Origin of the sequence: Streptomyces tateyamensis, from assembly GCF_003205575.1 — a bacterium.
In the GTDB taxonomy this organism is placed as follows: domain Bacteria; phylum Actinomycetota; class Actinomycetes; order Streptomycetales; family Streptomycetaceae; genus Kitasatospora; species Kitasatospora tateyamensis.
Map to the genome: position 1 here is coordinate 1 of NZ_PYBW01000162.1, position 538 is coordinate 538.

Genomic DNA, 538 nt, shown 5'->3' on the forward strand with positions numbered 1-538 from the left:
ATCGGAACTACTCGTCTAGGATCGCTGGATGGCCCTTCCCCTGGACATCTCTCGATCGTTCCGGTTCCCTGACGAGGTCGCGCAGTTGGTGGCAGCCGTTGTTGCGGCAGGCGGAGCGGACGAGTCGACGTGGATCGAGTGGAAGGAGCACTTGGACCTCCTGCGTGAGGAACACTTCCAGCACCTACCGCGTACCGTCCTCGGCTTTGCGAACCGCGAACCAGCCAGCGCTGCCCAGTGGGCGCAGGGGTACGCCTACCTCATCGTGGGTGCTGAGCCCGGTTCGTCTCCTGGGATCATCCCGCTGGATCCTGCCGATCTCTCAGAGGGTGTTCTGCGAGGGTGCGGGCGGTTCGTCCGATTGCGTCTAAGTCGGCTTCCTGCCAAGGAGGTTGACGTTCGGCGGGATTGCGGTTTGCTGTGGGTATGGGAGAGCGTAGGCCCTACCCAAGCGACCTGTCGGATGAGGCGTGGGAGCTGATCCGGCCGGTCATCACGGCCTGGAAGGGACTGCACCCGGGCCTTCCCCCCGAGTAGT

1 pseudogene is annotated in these 538 nt (G+C 63.9%); it reads left to right on the plus strand.

The features are described 5' to 3' along the window. Window positions 1-426: 426 nt before the first annotated feature. A pseudogene (locus tag C7C46_RS37765) lies at window positions 427-534 on the plus strand (IS5 family transposase); the annotation flags it as partial. Window positions 535-538 lie beyond the last annotated feature (4 nt).